Annotated in this window: 12 protein-coding genes; 1 reads left to right on the top strand and 11 read right to left on the bottom strand. The window is 70.5% G+C overall.

Annotated elements, in window-relative coordinates:
- Positions 1-35: 35 nt before the first annotated feature.
- The 7 genes from KK097_RS09680 to dusB all read right to left on the bottom strand — a co-directional run bounded on the left by KK097_RS09680 (position 36) and on the right by dusB (position 10,741).
- Positions 36-1,733 carry an ABC transporter ATP-binding protein gene (locus KK097_RS09680; RefSeq protein ID WP_214529832.1) on the bottom strand — a complete coding sequence of 566 codons (1,698 nt, stop codon included), beginning with the start codon at positions 1,731-1,733 and terminating at the stop codon, positions 36-38.
- Positions 1,730-2,764 carry an ABC transporter permease gene (locus KK097_RS09685; RefSeq protein WP_214544533.1) on the bottom strand — a complete coding sequence of 345 codons (1,035 nt, stop codon included), beginning with the start codon at positions 2,762-2,764 and terminating at the stop codon, positions 1,730-1,732. The genes KK097_RS09680 and KK097_RS09685 overlap by 4 nt, the downstream gene beginning before the upstream one ends.
- 2 nt (positions 2,765-2,766) lie before the next feature.
- Positions 2,767-3,864 carry an ABC transporter permease gene (locus KK097_RS09690; RefSeq protein ID WP_214544534.1) on the bottom strand — a complete coding sequence of 366 codons (1,098 nt, stop codon included), beginning with the start codon at positions 3,862-3,864 and terminating at the stop codon, positions 2,767-2,769.
- Positions 3,865-3,912: 48 nt separating this feature from the next.
- Positions 3,913-5,544, bottom strand: a complete 1,632-nt coding sequence (locus KK097_RS09695; protein WP_214529829.1) for an ABC transporter substrate-binding protein — start codon at positions 5,542-5,544, stop codon at positions 3,913-3,915.
- A 769-nt stretch (positions 5,545-6,313) separates the two neighbouring features.
- Positions 6,314-8,233 (bottom strand): DNA primase, encoded by a 1,920-nt coding sequence (gene dnaG, locus KK097_RS09700; protein WP_214529828.1) that lies wholly within the window; start codon positions 8,231-8,233, stop codon positions 6,314-6,316.
- A gap of 40 nt (positions 8,234-8,273) precedes the next feature.
- Positions 8,274-9,578, bottom strand: coding sequence for a deoxyguanosinetriphosphate triphosphohydrolase (locus KK097_RS09705; RefSeq protein ID WP_214529827.1), 1,305 nt, complete (start codon positions 9,576-9,578; stop codon positions 8,274-8,276).
- A complete protein-coding gene (gene dusB, locus KK097_RS09710; protein WP_214529826.1) occupies positions 9,575-10,741 on the bottom strand; it encodes a tRNA dihydrouridine synthase DusB in 1,167 nt (388 codons plus the stop codon). Before dusB ends, KK097_RS09705 begins: the two co-directional genes overlap by 4 nt.
- Positions 10,742-10,788: 47 nt before the next feature.
- On the opposite strand from dusB, the gene KK097_RS09715 reads away from it, so the two are divergent.
- Positions 10,789-11,274 (top strand): aminoacyl-tRNA deacylase, encoded by a 486-nt coding sequence (locus KK097_RS09715; protein WP_214544535.1) that lies wholly within the window; start codon positions 10,789-10,791, stop codon positions 11,272-11,274.
- A 119-nt stretch (positions 11,275-11,393) separates the two neighbouring features.
- Here the strand turns inward: KK097_RS09715 and KK097_RS09720 are convergent, their stop codons facing one another.
- The 4 genes from KK097_RS09720 to KK097_RS09735 form a co-directional block, all read right to left on the bottom strand.
- Positions 11,394-11,603 (bottom strand): hypothetical protein, encoded by a 210-nt coding sequence (locus KK097_RS09720; RefSeq protein ID WP_123672642.1) that lies wholly within the window; start codon positions 11,601-11,603, stop codon positions 11,394-11,396.
- Entirely contained in the window at positions 11,600-12,334 is a 735-nt protein-coding gene (locus tag KK097_RS09725; RefSeq protein WP_214529824.1) for a DsbA family oxidoreductase, read from the bottom strand. The genes KK097_RS09720 and KK097_RS09725 overlap by 4 nt, the downstream gene beginning before the upstream one ends.
- 128 nt (positions 12,335-12,462) lie before the next feature.
- Entirely contained in the window at positions 12,463-13,848 is a 1,386-nt protein-coding gene (locus KK097_RS09730; protein WP_214529823.1) for a glycine--tRNA ligase, read from the bottom strand.
- A 107-nt stretch (positions 13,849-13,955) separates the two neighbouring features.
- Positions 13,956-15,011: an aminotransferase class V-fold PLP-dependent enzyme gene (locus KK097_RS09735; protein WP_214544536.1), complete on the bottom strand. Its 1,056-nt coding sequence runs from the start codon at positions 15,009-15,011 to the stop codon at positions 13,956-13,958.
- Positions 15,012-15,016: the final 5 nt, after the last annotated feature.

Genomic DNA, 15,016 nt, shown 5'->3' on the forward strand with positions numbered 1-15,016 from the left:
GACGCAGGGCGGGCCTCCAGGGCGGTCACGTCGGGTCAGGACCCGGCGTTCTCCAGTCGCTCCAGAGTACGCCGTCGCTCCGCCTGCTCCGCTGGGTCCGGTACCGGCAGCGACGCGAGGAGGCGCTGCGTGTACGGGTGCTGCGGCGAACCGAGCACCTGCGCGGTCGTGCCGGTCTCGACCAGGTCACCGCGGTACAGCACCGCGATCCGGTCGGACAGCGCGCCGACGACCGCGAGGTCGTGGCTGATGAACAGCGACGCGAACCCGAGGTCCTGCTGCAGCTCGAGGAAGAGCTCGAGGACCCGGGCCTGCACGGAGACGTCGAGCGCGCTGGTCGGCTCGTCGGCGATGAGCAGCTTCGGCCGGAGCGCGAGCGACCGGGCGAGCGACGCGCGCTGGCGCTGCCCACCGGAGAGCTCGTGCGGGTAGCGGTCGCCGTACGCGGCCGGCAGCTGGACCGCCTCGAGCAGCTCGTCGACGCGCTTGCGGGCGGCACGGGGGCTCGAGACCTCCTTGTGCACGACCAGCGGCTCGGCGACGCACTCGGCGATCGTCAGCAGCGGGTTGAACGAGGTCGCCGGGTCCTGGAACACGAACCCGATGTCCTTGCGCAGGTGCTTGAAGTCGCGCTCGCGGTACCCGAGCATCTCGGCGCCGAGGACCTTCAGCGAGCCGCCGGTGACCTTCGTCAGGCCGGCCATCGCGCGGCCGATGGTGGTCTTGCCAGAGCCGGACTCCCCCACCAGGCCGAGGACCTCGCCGGGACGGATCGCCAGGTCGACGCCCTTGACCGCCCGGAACGCCGGCGCACCGAGCCGACCCGGGTACTCGATCTCGAGACCCTTCGCCTCGACCAGGGGTGTGACGTCCTCGGTGATCGCGGCGCGCCGGGCGACCCCGGTCGACGCCTCGAGCCGGGGCACCGCGGCGAGCAGCCGCTTGGTGTACTCGGCCTGCGGTGTCGCGAAGAGTGCCGTCGCGGTCGCTTCTTCGACGATCTCGCCCTGGTACATCACGGCGACGCGGTCGGCCAGGTCGGCGACGACGCCCATGTTGTGCGTGATGACCACGATCGCGGTGCCGAACTCGTCGCGGCATCGGCGCAGCAGGTCGAGGATCTCGGCCTGCACCGTCACGTCGAGCGCGGTCGTGGGTTCGTCGGCGATGATCACGCTCGGTTCGAGGGCCAGCGCGCTCGCGATGACCACGCGCTGCTTCTGCCCGCCGGAGAACTGGTGCGGGTAGTGGTCGACGCGGGTCTCGGGGTCGGGGATGCCGACGCGACCGAGGTAGTCGATCGCCTTCGCCCGTGCCTCCTTCTTCGACATGCCGCCGTGGGCGCGGAGCCCCTCGGCGATCTGCCACCCGACCGTGAAGACCGGGTTGAGGGCGGTGGAGGGCTCCTGGAACACCATCGCGCCGGCGGTCCCGCGCACTTCGCGGAGCTTCTGCGACCCGACCGACACGACGTCGGTGCCGTCGAGGAGCACCGCGCCGCCGAGCGTCGCCGTCTCGGGCATCAGTCGCAGCATGCTGCGGGCCGTGACGGACTTGCCGGAGCCGGACTCGCCGACCAGGGCGAGGACCTCGCCCGGGCGGACGTCGAGGCTGACGCCCTTGACCGCGTCGACGGCGCCGCCGTCGGTCGCGAAGGTGACCGTCAGGTCGTCGACGACGACGACGGGTTCGGTGGTGGTGTCGCCCGGTTGCAGGCGGGTGGTCGGGGTCATGCGCCCGTCCCTTCCGTGTCGTTCCCGGCCTTCCGCGCATCGTCGGCTCCGCGCGGTGTCCGGGTTCCGCGCGTGGACACCAGCTGCTTCAGCCGGCGTCGTGCACGCAGGCGGGGGTCGGAGATGTCGTTCAGGCTCTCGCCGATGAAGGTCACACCGAGCACGAGCACCACGATGGCGACGCCGGGGAACACGCCGGTCCACCAGACACCGCTCGCGACGTCCGAGAGCGCACGGCTCAGGTCGTAGCCCCACTCGGCGCCGGACGTCGGGCCGATGCCGAACCCGAGGAATCCGAGACCGGCCAGGGTCAGGATCGCGTCGCTGGCGTTCAGCGTCAGGATGAGCGGCAGGGAGCGCGTCGAGTTCCGCAGGACGTGCCGCGTCATGATGCGCCACGGGTTCGTGCCCATCACGCGCGCCGACTCGACGAACGCGTCGTTCTTCAGCCGGACGGCCTCGGCACGGACCACGCGGAAGTACTGCGGCACGTAGACGACGGTGATCGAGATCGCCGCCGCGATGATGCCACCCGAGTAGCTCGAGTTGCCGCCGGAGATGACGATCGACACGATGATCGCGAGCAGCAGCGACGGGAACGCGTAGACGGCGTCGGCCACGACCACCAGGACACGGTCGAGCCAGCCGCCGAGGTAGCCCGAGACCATGCCGAGCAGGACGCCGACGGTGATCGAGACGATCACCGCGACGATCACGACGAGCACGGCCGTGCGGGCGCCGTAGAGCACGCGGCTGAAGACGTCGAAGCCGCCGACCGTCGTGCCCCAGATGTGTTCGGCACTCGGGGCGCCGGTGCGCGGGAAGCTCTCGCCGTCCGCGCCCTGCAGCTGGCCGAAGCCGTACGGCGCGAGGAGCGGGGCGAACACCGCGATCAGCAGGTAGAGGGCGCAGATGACCACGCCGACGATGAGCATGGCGCGCTGCCAGCCGGTGCTCTTGCGGAGCTGGACCACCACGGGGAGCCGCTTCCACAGCGGCTCGTGGCGGTCGACGAGGGTGGTGTCGGCCATCGTCAGAACCTCACTCTCGGGTCGATCAGTGCGGCGACGACGTCGACGACGAAGTTGGTCACCGCCACGATCACCGCCAGCATCGCGACGATGCCCTGCACCGCGACGAAGTCTCGGGCCGACAGGTACTGGTTGAGTTCGAAGCCGAGGCCACGCCACCCGAACGTCGTCTCGGTGAGCACCGAGCCGCCCAGGAGCATCGCGATCTGCAGCCCCATCACGGTGATGATCGGGACGAGCGCCGGACGGAACGCGTGGGTCCGGACGAGCCGCGACTCGCGCACGCCGCGCGACCGGGCGGCGTCGACGTACTCGGAGCCGAGCGAGCCGATCATGTTCGCGCGCACCAGGCGCAGGAAGATGCCGGCGGTCAGCAGACCGAGCGTCAGCGCGGGCAGGACGGCGTGCTGGAGCACGTTGCCGATGACCTGGGCGTTGCCGGTGCGGAGCGCGTCGACGATGTAGATGCCGCTCGCCCCCGGGATGTTGTCGAGGATCAACGAGACCCGCGTCGAGGCTCGGTCGCCGAGCGGCAGCCAGTCGAGCCACACCGAGAACACGAGCTTGAGCAGCAGCCCGCCGAAGAACACCGGCGTCGCGTAGGTGAGGATCGCCAGCGCACGGAAGAGCACGTCCGGCCACTTGTCGCGCACGTAGGCGGCGATCATGCCGAGCGGGATGCCGATCACCAGCGCGACGATGAGCGCGTAGAACACGAGCTCCGCGGTCGCGCCGCCGTACGTGACGATGACCTCGGTGATCGGCCGGTTGTCGGTCGACGTCGTGCCGAAGTCGCCGCGCAGGATGTTGCCGAGGTACTCGAAGTACTGCACGAGCACCGGGCGGTCGTACCCGGCGGCGGCGAGGCGTTCCTGGAGCTGGTCCGGGGTGAGCCGTCCGCCGACGGACGCGGTGATCGGGTTCCCGATCACGCGCATCAGGAAGAACACGAGCGTCACCAGGATGAAGACGGTCGGGATGATGAGGAGGAATCTGACGAGGATGTACCGGCCGAGTCCGCCGCCACCGCCGCCGGCACGTCGCTGTGCCTGGGGCTTGGTGGGTTCGGTCTCGATCGCCTCGGGGGTGCTGAGGGTCACGGGGTGGGTGCCTTTCGTCGCCGTTGCACAGGCACGCGGGGCTTGGTGTTACTTGCTGAGCGTGGCGTAACGGAACTTGTACGAGGAGTCGAGGGTCAGGCCCTTGACGTCCTTCGATGCGACCGCCACCGACTTGCCCTGCAGCAGCGGGAGCGTCGAGATCTGGGTGGCCTCACGCTCCTGCACCTGCTCGATGAGGTCGGCGCGCTTGTCCGCGTCGGACTCCTGCTGCTCGGCGGCGATGAGGTCCTGGATCTCGGCGTCGTCGTAGTGGTTCTGGACGAAGTTGTCCTTCGAGAAGAACGGCGACAGGTAGTTGTCGGCGTCCGAGAAGTCCGGGAACCAGCCGAGCTGGTACACCGGGTAGGCGTCGTTCACGCGCTCCTCGGAGTAGGTCGTCCAGACCGTGGACTGCAGGTTCACGGTGAACAGGCCCGAGTTCTCGAGCTGGGTCTTCAGGGCCGCGTACTCGTCGTCCGAGGTGGAGCCGTAGTGGTCGGGCGAGTACTGCAGGTCGATCGAGACCTTCCCCGTGACACCGGCGTCGGACAGGGTCTTCTTCGCCTTGTCGACGTCCGGGCCGCCGTCGCCGTCCCCGTACATCTCCTCGAACGGCTTCGCCGCACCCGTGAGGCCGTCCGGCACCATCGAGTAGAGCGGCGAGTAGGTGTCGTTGTAGACCTCTTCTGCGATCGCCGAGCGGTCGACGACGTCGGCCACGGCCTGACGGACCGCGAGGGCCTTGGCCTCGTCGGCGTCGTCCGTCTTCGCGCCGAAGGGCTGCGTGTCGAGGTTGAACACCACGTAGCGGATCTCGCCACCGGGGCCGTCGGTGACCTTCAGCGAGTCGTCCTTGCGGAGGTCCGCGATGTCGGTCGGGGTCAGCGAGCGGTACGCCACGTCGACGTCGCCCTTCTGCACGGCGAGCTTGAGGTCGGTCTCCTTGGTGTAGTAGCTGGCGGTGACCTCGTCGGTCTTCGCCTTGCCGAGGAGGCCGTCGTACGCCTTGTTCGCCTTGTACTGGATCGTCTCGTTCTCCTTGTACGAGGTGATCTCGTACTGCCCGGCGAACGCCTTGCCCTTGACGATGTCGTCGGCGCTGGTGAGCTCGGTGGCCGAGAACACGTCCTCGTCGACGATCGGGCCGGCGGGGCTCGAGAGCACCTGCGGCCAGGTCTGGTCGGCGTGGTCGAGGTTGAACACCACGGTCGTGTCGTCCGGGGTGTCGATGCTCTTGAGGTTGGCCAGCAGCGACTGCGGGCCGTTCTCGTTGTTGATCTTCAGTTCACGGTCGAACGAGAACTTCACGTCACTCGACGTGAGCTCGTTGCCGTTCGCGAACTCGAGCCCGTCCTTGAGGGTGACCTCGTAGGTGGTCGGGTCGGTGAACTCCGCCTTCGTGGCGATGTCCGGCTCGACGTCCGGGCTGCCCACGGGCGTGTTCATCAGGAACGGGAACACCTGGTTCTGCACGGCGAAGGAGCCGTTGTCGTAGGAACCGGCGGGGTCGAGCGACGTCACCTTGTCCGTCGTCCCGATGCTCATGCCGCTCAGTTCGGTGTCGCTCACGCTGCTGCTCGCGCAGCCGGTCAGCACCAGCGCCGTCGCTGCTGCTCCGGCGCCGAGCGCGATGCCGCGCCTGCCCCACGTGCCTGTGTGCTTCTTGAACACGGATGCCATGTTCGATGCCTCTCTTGAAGATGAATGCAAGGGCCCTGAGCCGGAGGTGGAACGTCTGTGTGCCCGGTCAGGAACGCTCATTGGTACCACCCTGTCACGGAACCCAACGAGCCGAGGACGATTTGTTTACACCGCTGTAATGCACGGCCCGGTCGCGTGATGCATGATTCGTGCGCATCGGTCCGGCGCGCCGCACACGAATGTTGCGTGGTGCAACCGGGGCGCTCTGGCCGCCCCAGGTTCCGAAATCTCGGCATGTCGGCGCTCGTCCGGCCCGGCATCGGCACCTCGGCGCATCGCACACGGCGTTTCCTGGAACCTCGGCGCGCCGAACAGGATGCCCCCGAACCCACCCGTCGTGCGTTGCGCGGACACCTCCCGCCCACCCCAGGTTCCGAAATCTCGGCATGTCGGCGGACGTGCGGCCCCGCATCGGCATCTCGGCGCACCGCACGCGGTGTGTTGTGGAACCTCGGGCATCGACCGGGAGGCCCGCCACACCTCCACAGCGCCCGTCACCGCTGCGACGCGGTCGCGCCGCACGGCCTCGGTTACGACGTGCGGTCGCGTCCCGCCCCCACCATGGCCCGCCGAGGTTCCACGAAGTGCCGCTCGAACGCCGGCAGATGCGCAGATTTCGGAACCTGGGCGAACGGCAGTCGGAGTGTCGTGCGTCGTGCGTCATGCGGCGTGCGTCGGGTGCGTCGTACGACTTCGGGGCCGCTGACGACCCGACGCGCCGGCGGGAGCTCGAGGCGCGCGAGGAGCGCTAGGATGCCTCGGCGTCGGCGCGCAACCGCATCCGCTGCCCGTCGATGTCGACGAGCTGCCGCTGGATCTCGGCGCGGCGCTCCGCCTGCTCGTGTGGGTCGGCGCGCTGCAGCTGTCCGAGCAACGAGGCCTTCCGAGCGAGCAGGTCGCGCTCGACCAGGGCCACGACGATGCTCCGGCAGTAGGCCGCCAGGTCCTCCGCGTTCCGAGCGGGGATGGGGGCGAGGGCGAGTTCGTGCGTCAGGGTTCGCAGGGGCGCCGGCACGTCGGCGAGCAGCCGGTCGAGCCAGTCCCCCGCACCGATGACGTCGACGTTCGCGACCACGGCGTCCCGCACCGCGGCGAGCATCGGCGTCGAGAACGTCGCCGACGCGGCGAGCCCGAGCATCGGTGCCCCGACCGACGTCGGCTGCTGCACCATCGCCATCACGGCGTCGCGCTCCATGCGGCTGATCGGGTCGTTCGGCAGCGAGCGGATCCCGGCGACGGGCTCGTCGGGGGTGTCGGCCCCGTCGGTACCGTTGCCGGCACGGCCATCGCGCCCCGAGCCCGCGGACCGGTCGTCCTGGGCAGCGGACCCCGCACGGCGTCGGGCGGTCTCGACCGACCGACGGACCTCGGGGATCTCCATGCCGAGCCAGCCGGCGAGTTCGCGGACGTAGCCCTGGGTCAGCGAGCGGTCGCGGATGCCGGCGAGCACGGGCGCGGCCGCCCGCAGGGCACCGACGCGCCCTTCGACGGTCTCGAGGTCGTGGCCGTCGAGCGTGCGACGGATCATGAACTCGAACATCGGGCGCTTGTTCGTGACCAGGCGGCGGATGGCGTCGTCACCGCGGGCGAGCCGGAGGTCGCACGGGTCGAGTCCGCCGGGCGCGACGGCGACGTAGGTCTGGGCGGCGAATCGCTGTTCCTCGGCGAACGCACGCGACGCGGCACGCTGCCCGGCTTCGTCCGGGTCGAACGTGAACACGACCTCACCGTTGGCGTTCGGGTCGGCTCCGGCCAGGTCGCCGAGCATCGGTCGGAGCACCTTGATGTGGTCGACGCCGAACGACGTGCCGCAGGTGGCGACCGCGGTCGTGACCCCCGCGACGTGACAGGCCATCACGTCGGTGTAGCCCTCGACGATGACGACCTGCTTCTGCTTCGAGATGTCGCGGCGTGCGAGGTCGAGCCCGTAGAGCACCTGGCTCTTGTGGTAGATCGGGGTCTCGGGCGTGTTGAGGTACTTGGGGCCCTTGTCGTCCTCGAGCAGCCGGCGCGCACCGAACCCGATCGTCGCCCCGGTGACGTCGCGGATGGGCCACATCAGGCGCCCGCGGAACCGGTCGTACGGCGAACGGTCGCCCTGGCTGACGAGACCGGCGGACACGAGTTCTTCCATGGTGAAGCCGCGCCCACGCAGGTGGTCCTTGAGCATGTCGTAGGACTTCGGGGCGAACCCGACGCCGAAGTGCTGCGCGGCCGAGGGGTCGAACCCGCGCTCCCCCAGGAACCGGCGGGCGGGGTCGGCAGCGGCCGTGGTGAGCTGCGACGTGAAGTACTCGAGCGCGGCCTCGTTCGCCGCGATCAGCCGGGCACGGGTGTTGTAGTCGGTGCGCGGCCCGTCGCCCTCTTCGTAGTGCAGGGTGAAGCCGATCTTCGCGGCCATGCGCTCGACGGCCTCGGCGAAGGTGGTGTGGTCCTGCGCCATGATGAAGCTGAAGACGTCGCCGTCCTCGCCGCAGCCGAAGCAGTGGTACCGACCGACCTGGGGCCGGACGTGGAACGACGGGGAGCGTTCGTCGTGGAAGGGGCAGAGGCCCTTCATCGACCCGACGCCCGCGTGCTTCAGCGTGACGTAGTCGCCCACGACGTCGGCGATGTTGACACGCGAGCGGACCTCGTCGATGTCGTTCCGCGCGATCCTGCCAGCCACCCCTCGATCCTAGTTCGTGGGACCGACGTCGGCGGACCGGTCAGACGGCGATGTGGACCGGTTCACGGTCGCCCACCACCAGACGGCGGTGCCACGCGAGCGCACCTTGATCGGTCAGGCTGGCGACCTGGTCGACGACGGCACGGAGCCGGCCGGCGTCGTCGTCCGCGGCGTGCCAGTCGGCGGCGAAACCCGGCTCGAGGTCGGACGCACCGGTCGCCGCCAGCGCGTCGAGCAGTTCGGTGAGCACGCGGCGCTGGTCCTCGTACACGGGCTGACGGTCGCCGTGGGTCATCACGAAGGCCGCGACGATGCCCTTGAGCACCGCGATCTCGCCGATGATCTCTGGTGGGGTGACGACCGAGGCGGCGAACCGCACGAGCGATCCGGAGGCGTAGGACTCACGGGTGGCAGCCGTCGCGGTGCGCGCGAAGCGCCCGATCAGCTGCGACGTCAGGTTCTTCAGGCGCGCGGCGTCGCGGCGTGACCCGTCGTACGCGGTCATCCAGAGGGGCAGTGCCCGGAGCCGGTCGAACGCCTCGAGCAGCTCGTCGCGGCTCAGGTCGTCCCCCACCCAGGCGTGCATGGCGCTGACGATGTCGTTCTCGCCGACGCGGTCGCCCAGGGCGGCGACGTCGATGAACCCCGCGACGACGGCGTCTTCGAAGTCGTGCACCGAGTACGCGATGTCGTCGGCGAGGTCCATGACCTGCGCCTCGATGCACCGCTGGCGACGCGGGGCCCCGGCGCGGAGCCACTCGAACGCGTCGTGGTCGTCGTCGTAGAAGCCGAACTTGGTGCGCCCCGACGATGCCTCGGAGACACCCTGCGCCGCGGGCCACGGGTACTTGCAGCTGGCATCCAACGACGCGCGGGTCAGGTTCAGCCCGAACGGCCGCTCGACGTCGGCACCACCGGCACCGGGGCGGAGCCCGTAGACCTTCGGCTCGAGCCGCGTCAGCAACCGGAGCGTCTGCGCGTTGCCCTCGAACCCGCCGATGCCGGTGGCCCAGGCGTTCACGGCGGTCTCGCCGTTGTGCCCGAACGGCGGGTGCCCGATGTCGTGCGCCAGGCACGCGGTGTCCACCACGTCGGGGTCGAGCCCGAGTGAGTCGGCGAGCTCACGGCCGACCTGCGCGACCTCGAGCGAGTGCGTCAGCCGGTTGCGGGCGAAGTCGAGCCCCGCGGTCGGGCTGAGCACCTGGGTCTTGGCGGCCAGGCGTCGGAGCGCACTGGAGTGCAGCAGCCGGGCGCGGTCGCGGGCGAAGTCCGACCGGCGGTTGCCGTGCTCCTCGGGGAGCCAGCGCTCGGCATCGGCCGGGCCGTACGAGGCGGTGGCGCTCATCCGCCGCTGTGGTGCAGCTCGGCGGCGGCCAGGACCTTGCGGAACTCGGAGTCGACGTCGCGGCTCTCGAGCCAGCGGTCGGGCAGCGCGGTGCGCTTCGCGTGCCCGGCACGACCGCGCGGCCCCTCGGCACCAGCACCGGGGTACGGCGCGTCGTGGTCGAGCTGGCCGAGGAAGTCGTCGATCTCCTGCAGGCTCGACGCCATCGCCAGGCCGGACCGCACGTCGCTGCCGATCGGGTACCCCTTGAAGTACCAGGCCACGTGCTTCCGGATGTCGCGGCAGGCGTGCTCTTCGGAGCCGAAGAACTCGACGAGCAGTTCGGCGTGCCGGCGGAACCCGTCGGCGACCTCGCCCAGGGTCGGCATGTAGCGCAGCCCCTCGCCGCGGAACGCCGCGGCCAGGTCGCCGAAGAGCCAGGGACGACCGAGGCATCCGCGCCCGACGACCACGCCGTCGGCGCCGGTCTCGTCGATCATCCTGAGCGCGTCGGCCGCCGACCAGATGTCCCCGTTGCCGAGGATCGGGATGTCGGTGACGGTCTCCTTCAGCGTGGCGATCGCCGACCAGTCGGCGTGCCCGGAGTAGTGCTCGTTCGCCGTGCGCGCGTGCAGCGACACCGCGGCGACCCCGGCATCCCGCGCGATGCGGGCGGCGTCGAGGTAGGTCAGGTGGTCCTCGTCGATGCCCTTGCGCATCTTCACGGTGACCGGCACGTTGCCCGCGGCACGGACGGTCTTGGTGACGAGTTCGCGGAACAGGTCGAGCTTCCAGGGCAGGGCCGCCCCGCCGCCCTTGCGGGTGACCTTGGGGACCGGGCACCCGAAGTTCAGGTCGATGTGGTCCGCACGGTCCTCGCCCACCAGGATCGACGCCGCTTCGGCCACGGTGTTCGGCTCGACGCCGTACAGCTGGATCGACCGCGGGTCTTCCGACTCGTGGTGCTGGATGAGCTGCATCGACACGGGGGTCCGTTCGACCAGCGCGCGCGAGGTGATCATCTCGCACACGTAGAGCCCGGCGCCGTACTCGCGGCACAGCCGGCGGTACGCCATGTTCGTGATCCCGGCCATCGGCGCGAGCACGACCGGCACGTCGACCTCGATCGGGCCGATGCGCAGGGGGCCGCCGACTCGCGAGGCGGGTGCTTGTGTGATCGTCATACCTGTCCCATCTTCCCACGTCGGTGCGCGCCGGTAGCGTTCTCCACATGACGACCGACGCCAGCACCCGGTTCGACGCCGACGCCCAGGCCCGTGGCCTGCCGGTCCAGGTCGTCGAGCGCCCGGCCGCGGACTCCCTGCACGAGGCCGCCGACCTGCTCGGCATCGACCCAGGCGACATCGTCAAGACCCTGGTGGTGAAGCGCCACGACGGCGGGTTCCTGCTCGCCCTGGTGCCCGGCGGCCGCAGCATCGCGTGGAAGAAGCTCCGCACGGTCGTCGGCGTCAACAAGCTCTCGATGCCCGACGCCGCCACCGCGCTCGAGGCATCGGGGTACGAGCGCGGCACCATCACCCCGATCGGTGCCACGGGAGACCTGCCGGTCTACGCCGACGAACGCATCGTCGGCCGCCGGGTCGCCCTGGGTGCGGGCCGGCACGGCGCGAGCGCCTTCGTCGACGCCGACGCGCTCGTCGCCGCCTACGGCGCGACCGTCGCCGACATCACCGATGAGGAACCGCAGCGCGACTGATCGGTCTGGCGACCGACGGATCGCGCCCCCGCACAGCCGTCGCGCCCCGCAGAGTCGGGGCGCAACGACCGCACGGGGGCGCGGGACCACCAGCGCGCGACGCGCGACCGAAGGAAGCGTCAGTCCGGCACCTCGGTCCAGTCGCCCTCGGCACCGGCGAACGATCCGGCGTCGATCAGGCACGAATCACCGTCGCAGACCGGCGCACCGCCGGGCGTGACCAGCGTGAGCAGGCCGGGGCGCGCCTCCAGACCGGAGATCGCATCCGGGACCGACGGGGCGGACGGGAGGCCCACCCCACCCCCGACGGTGACCGTCGCGCCCGTCATCGGGTCACCGCCACGTCCGCGCTCGCGTCGTCCGCGGCGCGCTCGGCCGCCGAGGCGACCTCCTCCGGTGTGGTCTCGCGGAGCGCGACCACCTGGCGGAGCACCTGCTCGAACGCCGACGGGTCCTGCGCGCCGGAGACGCCGTACTTGCCGTCGATCACGAAGAACGGCACGCCGTTGATGCCGTAGGCCTGCGCCTGGGCCTGGTCGGCGCGGACGGCAGCGAGCTGGGCATCGTCGCGTAGGGTGCTGAGGACCTCGTCACGGTCGATGCCGATCTCCGCCGCGAGGTCGGCCAGCGAGGACTCCTGGCCGACGTGCTCGCCGCGCTCGAAGTAGGCGGTGAACAAGCGCTCGACCATCTCGAGCTGCTTGCCGTGCTGCTTGGCGAGGTGGATGACCTGGTGGGCCTTCACCGTGTTGGTGTGGTGCATGGCCTCGAAGTCGTACTCGAGGCCCACGCCCGCGGCGATGGCCGTGACCTGGTCGAGCATCTGCTGCGCCTGGTCGACGGGCATGCCCTTGTGGCTGGAGAGGAACTCGGCCTCGGTGCCCTCGAAGTCGACGGGGGTGTCGGGGCTCAGCTCGAAGGAGTGGTACTCGACCTCGACGGGTCGGCCCTCACTCGAGGCACCGAACGCGGCCACGCCGGCCTCGAACTTGCGCTTGCCGATGTAGCACCAGGGGCAGGCGATGTCCGACCAGACATCGACCTTCACGGAGTCGTTCATGCTGACCCCAACGCGCTCGTGCGGCGCGCATTCCCGTCGCTGGTAGCTGAACACCGGTGTTCGCAGGTCGAACACCCGGCTGCGGGTGTGCAACGCACGAACACCGGTGTCTTGCGGAACCGAAACCCCTACGCGCCGAGCAAGCGCTGCGCCAGGTACCCCTGCAGCTGGTCGAGCGAGACCCGCTCCTGGCCCATGGTGTCGCGCTCGCGCACCGTGACGGCCTTGTCCTCGAGCGTGTCGAAGTCGACCGTGATGCAGAACGGCGTGCCGATCTCGTCATGGCGACGGTAGCGACGGCCGATGGCACCGGCGTCGTCGAAGTCCACGTTCCAGTTCTTCCGCAGGTCGTCGGCCAGTCCGCGGGCGACGGGCGAGAGCTGCTCGTTGCGCGACAGCGGCAGGACGGCGGCCTTGACCGGGGCCAGGCGCGGGTCGAGACGCAGGACGGTGCGCTTGTCGACGCCGCCCTTCGCGTTCGGCGCCTCGTCCTCGTGGTACGAGTCGAGCAGGAACGCCATGAGCGCACGGGTCAGGCCGAACGACGGCTCGATCACGTACGGCACGTACTTCTCGTTGGCGGCCTGGTCGAAGAACCGGAGGTCCTGGCCGGACGCCTCGATGTGGTTGTTCAGGTCGAAGTCGGTGCGGTTCGCGACGCCCATCAGCTCGCCCCACTCCGAGCCGGTGAAGCCGAAGCGGTACTCGATGTCGGCGGTGGCGTCGGAGTAGTGCGCCCGCTCGCCGTCCGGCACGTCGAAGCGGCGGAGGTTCTCCGGGTCGATGCCGAGGTCGGTGTAGAACGCGACCGAGTCGGCGATCCACTGCTCGTAGTGCTCCTGGGCCGAGGCCGGCGGCACGAAGTACTCGATCTCCATCTGCTCGAACTCGCGCGTGCGGAAGATGAAGTTGCCGGGCGTGATCTCGTTGCGGAACGCCTTGCCGACCTGGCCGATGCCGAACGGGGGCTTCATCCGGCTCGTCGTCACGACCTGCGCGAAGTCGACGAAGATGCCCTGGGCGGTCTCGGGGCGCAGGAAGTTCAGGCCCTCTTCCGACTCGACCGGGCCGAGGTAGGTCTTGAGCATCCCGGAGAACTCGCGGGGCTCGGTCCACTCGCCGCGGGTGCCGCAGTTCGGGCAGGCGACCTCGGCCATGCCGCCCTCGGGGGCGCGGCCCTTCTTCGCCTCGAACGCCTCGAGCAGGTGGTCCTCGCGGAACCGGTGGTGGCAGTGCAGGCACTCCACGAGCGGGTCGGTGAAGGTCGCGACGTGCCCGGAGGCCTCCCACACCTTGCGGGGCAGGATCACGGCGGAGTCGAGGCCGACCATGTCCCCGCGGCCGCGCACGAACCGCTGCCACCACTGGCGCTTGATGTTCTCCTTGAGCTCGACGCCGAGGGGCCCGTAGTCCCATGCGGAGCGGGAGCCTCCGTAGATCTCACCCGACTGGAAGACGAAGCCGCGGCGCTTGGCCAGGGCGATGACGCTGTCGAGACGGGAGGGCTGTGCCAAAGGGTGCTCCAGAGGTCGCCGAGCTGGGTGCTCGGTGCGGAAACGGTCCGGGCAAGACTACCGGCGATCGTGGGCCGGGAGGCCCGCCCCGCGTCCGGCCTCCGCGCTCACGTTCCCGACGTGCCCGGCCCCACCCCGCGCAACGCGGCCGCCACGTCCGTCACGTCCGTCTCGTCGTTCCACAGGTGGAACGCGATCCGCAGTCGCCCCGCTCGCCCGGAGGCGGTGAGGCCAGCAGCGGTGAGGGCCCGGAGGGCCGACCCGTCGGCGTCCGCGAACGTCACGATCGCCTGCCCGTCGCCCTGCCGAGGCGACCCGAGTGCGTCGCACAGCCGATCCGCGAGACCGGTGGCGTGCCTCCAGACCGCCCCTTGGTCGAGCGCGACGGCGTGCCGGAGCGCGGCGACCGCACCGGGCCACGCCTGCCAGGCCGGCGAGACGTCGAAGCGACGCGCGTCGTCGGCCAGGTGCATGGCGGGGCCGTAGCAGGAGGACCACACGTCCGCTCCCGCGTACCAACCGGCCTGCACCGGGCGGAGTCGACCGAGGGCGGTGTCGGAGAGCGTCATGAAGGCGACGCCGCGCGGCGCGCAGAGCCACTTGTAGGTGTGTGTGAGAGTCACGTCGAACGGTGCCGCGTCGACGGGCAGGACGCCGGCCGCCTGCGTGAGGTCGCAGAGGGTGAGGGCGCCGACGCGTCGGGCGGCGGCCACGATGGGCTCGGGGTCGGTGACCACGCCGGTGGCGGACTGCACCGCGGACCAGGCGACGAGGGCGGTGTCCGGTCCGACGGAGTCCGCCAGCCGGTCGAGCGGGACGCTCCGGACCCGGACACCGCGGTGTGCCTGGGCGAGGAACGGGAAGACGACCGAGCTGAAGTCACCGTCCGGGACGACCACCTCGGCCCCGTCCAGCAGGGCGTCGGCGACGACCGCGGCCATCACCGAGGTCTGCGAGCCCGTCGCGACCCGCTCCGCCGGGACGCCGACCAGCGCGGCGAAGAGGGCACGCCCCTGCTCGACCAGCGCTCCGTACCCGGCCGCCGACGTCTCGGCGCGGGACCACGCGTCGAGGTCGGCGCGCTGCGCGGCGAGGGTGGCGCGGGTCGGCAGGCCTGCGGTGCACGCCGCCAGGTAGCCGCGGCCGGCGGGGAAGGAGTCCATGCGGA

Source organism: Curtobacterium flaccumfaciens (assembly GCF_018598405.1).
Taxonomy (GTDB): domain Bacteria; phylum Actinomycetota; class Actinomycetes; order Actinomycetales; family Microbacteriaceae; genus Curtobacterium; species Curtobacterium aurantiacum.